This is a genomic window from Lactobacillus sp. W8174, from assembly GCF_016100975.1.
In the GTDB taxonomy this organism is placed as follows: domain Bacteria; phylum Bacillota; class Bacilli; order Lactobacillales; family Lactobacillaceae; genus Lactobacillus; species Lactobacillus juensis.
This window is the reverse complement of sequence record NZ_JACFRN010000002.1, coordinates 20783-24560: the sequence shown is the minus strand read 5'-3', so window position 1 is coordinate 24560 and position 3778 is coordinate 20783. Positions and strand designations below refer to the sequence as shown.

2 protein-coding genes are annotated in these 3778 nt (G+C 39.3%); both read left to right on the top strand.

The annotated features are described in order from the left end of the window. Nucleotides 1–696, top strand: a 696-nt coding sequence (locus H3U49_RS03165; RefSeq protein WP_198179619.1) for a MucBP domain-containing protein, incomplete at its 5' end; no start/stop codon positions are given. A gap of 132 nt (nucleotides 697–828) precedes the next feature. Beyond that, nucleotides 829–3778 (top strand): BspA family leucine-rich repeat surface protein (locus H3U49_RS03160; RefSeq protein ID WP_198179617.1); only part of this gene is annotated, 2950 nt, incomplete at its 3' end.

Below are 3778 nucleotides of genomic sequence, written 5' to 3'. Positions count from 1 at the left end.
TCTAACGGCTCTAACAGCTCTAATAGCTCCAATAGTTCTAATGGCTCTAATGCTTCTAACACTGCTGTTTCAATTGTCAGCAGCCCTGCGGCCATAGCGCCTGCCGTTACTGTTCACTATCAAGATGAATATGGCAACACCATTGCCCCTGACCGCGTAATCCAAGGTCGCATTGGCGATGGCTATACTACTGGTGCCGAGACTGTTTCTGGCTATACTTTAAAGACTCGTCCTGATAATGCGACTGGCTTCTTTATCAATAGTCCGCAAAACGTGACCTACGTTTACAGCAAGAATGATGGTCAAACTAATAACTCCACCACTGCCCCAACTGGAAACCAGACGCCGACTGACAATGAGCCGACTCCAATTCCGACCAGCAAAAAGAACAAGAAAAAGAAGGCACCTAAGAAGGCAATTAAAGGCCTCCATGCAAATAAGCAGAGCAAGAAAGCACCTGCCAAATCAATCAAAGGTCTCACAGCTAACAAGCATCAGGCTAACCGTCCTGCTAAACTGGCAGCTGCAGCCGGCAAATTAAACAAAAAAGGCAAGCTTAATCAGGAAAGCAGCACTGATGCACTGCCACAAACTGGTGCCGAGAAGCACAACAGTTTGGCCATGCTTGCACTAGGAGGTTTGGCCTTAGCCACTGCCCTGGGTGCTGCTTGGCTTGAGCGTAAGGAAACTAATTAAACTCTGACAAATAAAAAACGTCCTATATTATCAATATAGGGCGTTTTTAGTCTAGTCTAGCTGAGTTTGACTTTTGCCTAAGCCAGCCATATACTAAACCTATATTAATATGCAGTTTAGAAGAGGAATTATATGAATACACATAAGAATGCTAACAAGCAAGGAGAAAAAATATTGCTCGGCGGCGTGGCCGCAGCTGCTTTAGGCTTAATTAATGCCAAGCCCCAGACGGTCAAGGCAGCTAATCAGAATGGCACTCGTGCCACTAAAAAGACTGCGAAAAGAGCAGTCAAGACCAAGTTGAACTACCAAAGTGAAACTGGTTCGGAAACTGAAGGCGAAACAGCTGATGATGGCCATACTGGCCAAGACAGCAGCAGTCAAACTGCTGACAGCGAGAATACTGCAGGCACTTCAAGCAGCGCCCCAGAAACTGGACAGGGGCAAGCTGGTACCAATAGCGGCACAGCAAGTGAAAATAGTGCAGACGCAGCTGCAGGCAATACCAGCGATCCAAGCACCACAGGCAAAGCAAAAGCTGACAAGCAAGAAGCAGATCATGCACAATTTGATCCTGCTAAAGCTACTAGGGAAAGTTTCCCAACTAAATGGCAAGGGATAGATATCAGTTTCAATGATGAAGGTGATATATTAAAAATTAGTGGTGGCACAATTGATAACAGTGATAATCATTCTATCAGCCTATTCCACTATTTAAATAATCAAAGTCCAGTGTTAGCCGCTGACATTAAAGAAATTGATATCACTGGCAAACTCAAAATTATTGGCTCTGCAAATGATCTGTTTAATAGCCTTGGGGTATTAGAAACCATCAAGGGGTTAGACAATCTTGATACTTCTGATGTTACCAGCATGGAAAACATGTTTAGTGAAAATAAAAAACTAACGAATATCGATTTATCTAGTTCAACTTCTTTCATAACCACAAAAGTGACAGACATGTCATACATGTTTTATGGTGACGAGTCTTTAACCAAGTTAGATTTATCTCACTTTGATACTTCAAATGTCACAAACATGGCGCATATGTTTCAAGAATGCAGCGGACTTCGTAGCTTTGCATTCCCAGCTACTTTTAAAACAGATAAAGTGACAGACATGTCATACATGTTTTATAACTGTAATCAAGTTTGGTCTATTGACGTAACCAAATTCAACACTTCTAATGTTGAAAACATGGCATATATGTTTTATAGTTGTCAAAGTTTTCTTACGTTAGACGTTTCAAGCTTTGATACGTCAAAAGTGACAGATATGTCATATATGTTTGGTGCTTGTCGTAATTTGCTTAAATTAAATCTGCCAACTACCTTTGTTACCGATAGTGTTCAAAACATGAAGGGAATGTTTAGCGGTTGTGAGTACATAACTGAGTTAGACTTATCACTGTTTAATACTGCTAAAGTAACTAATATGGCCAATATGTTCGGAGGTTCTAGCAGATTGACAGACATTAAAGTTTCTGATAACTTTACTACCGCAAATGTTACTGACATGAGTAAAATGTTTTCTGGTATCCCAATTACTACTGATAGTATAAACAAATTAATATCCAAATTTGATACTAGCAAAGTCACAGATATGACGGGAATGTTTGCTTCCTGCTCACAAGTAACTTCACTTGATTTGTCAAAATTTGATACTGCAAATGTCGGAAATGTTTCTGAAAAACTTTCTCGTGCTGGTATGGCAAGTATGTTTGGTAGCTGTGGTAACTTAACTACCTTAGACTTAAGCAATTTTGATACTAAAAATGTCCGTGATATGAGTAGGATGTTTTTCTACGACAAAAAATTAGCAAGTATAAAATTTAGTCCTTCTCTTTTCAATACCTCTAACGTTATTGACATGAATCACATGTTTGAGGATTGTCAATCATTAACTAACATTGATGTTAGTCATTTTGATACTTCAAACGTCCTTGATATGAATAACATGTTTAATGATTGTTTTAAATTAGCTGCAATAGATGTTAGTCATTTTAATACTGCCAAAGTAAGTAACATGTCGTATATGTTTGTAAATTGTGAGTCTTTAACAAGTTTAGATGTCACTAGCTTCAACACGGCAGCTGTGAGTGATATGACTAATATGTTCTGGCAATGTTCAAATTTAACCAGTTTGGATCTACACAACTTTAATACCAGAAAAGTTTCTAAATATGATGCCATGTTTCGAGGCTGTGATAAACTAGCAAAACTTGATCTTAGTAGTTTTGATATACAAAATTCATCATCTATTGTTGATATGCTTAGGGTTCTTCCATCCCTTGAAGTGCTTATGCTAGGCAGAAGAAATGATTTGAAAAAAGTCGTAAATACATATGGGGACGGTGGTTTAGGTCACAATCAGGACGGCCATGATGAAGAAGATATTTGGGTTAACATGGGAGTTAATGAAGATAACGGTGGTCTTCAGCCTAAAGCTCATTATTGGACTGGTGCTGATTTAATGGAAAATTATGATGGCAGTAAGGATTATGATGTGTATGTTAATATTAATAAAATTCCAAATCCTTGCAGTATTACCATTAATTATCAATTTGAGGACGATAAAACCGCCAAACTCTCACCAAACGATTATCAATTCGGTACTGCTGGTAATGACGTGGTTATTCCAATCACAGCCAGAAAGTTGCCTACCTACAAACTTGCTTACGTTGAAATTAATGGCAACAAATACGCTACTGATAAATATGAAGATGCGTTGAGTAAGCTAAAGTTTACCAATGATCCTCAAACTGTTACCTTTGGATACGAAAAGAATAACGCTGGTAAAGGTAATGACTCCAGTGGTTCTAATGGTTCTAACGGTTCTGAGAGTTCTGATGGCTCTAATGGTTCCAACAGCTCTGACAGCTCTGATGGCTCTAATGGTTCCAACAATTCTGACAGCTCCGATAGCTCAAATGGCTCTAACGGCTCTGACAGCTCCGATGGCTCTAATGGTTCCAACAGCTCCGATAGCTCTAATGGTTCTAATGGTTCTAACAACTCCGATAGCTCAAATGGCTCTAACGGCTCTGAAAGTTCCAACGGTTCTGAGAGTTCTGACAGCTCTA